Annotated in this window: 1 protein-coding gene; it reads left to right on the top strand. The window is 61.0% G+C overall.

All coding sequences use genetic code 11. From position 1 onward, the window contains the following. Positions 1-32: 32 nt before the first annotated feature. Positions 33-336: Ig-like domain-containing protein (locus P3G66_RS31895; protein ID WP_346349179.1), on the top strand; the 304-nt coding region annotated here is incomplete at its 3' end.

Below are 336 nucleotides of genomic sequence, written 5' to 3'. Positions count from 1 at the left end.
GCTTTGTGAGTTCGTCGGCGCCTGCTCAGACGGTGACCGTTTCTGATCCGGCTCCCGTGGATGTGGAGACGACGACGTCGTTGTCGGTTCCGGCTACGGCGATCACGGGCAGCGCGGTTGATCTGACGGCGACGGTTGCTCCGAACAATGCTGTGGGTACGGTGCAATTCAAGTCGAACGGCACGGCGATCGGCACTCCGGTGGCAGTCTCCGCGGGTGTTGCGACATTGAGCCATTCGTTCGATGCTGCTGGTGCACAAAGTGTTACGGCTGACTTCACCGCTGGTGCAGGGTTTGTGAGTTCGTCGGCGCCTGCTCAGACGGTGACCGTTTCTG

This window comes from Rhodococcus sp. C3V (assembly GCF_029269915.1).
Classification (GTDB): domain Bacteria; phylum Actinomycetota; class Actinomycetes; order Mycobacteriales; family Mycobacteriaceae; genus Rhodococcus_F; species Rhodococcus_F qingshengii.
Note: the sequence above shows the minus strand (reverse complement) of the source record. Positions and strands in the feature narration are given on the sequence as shown.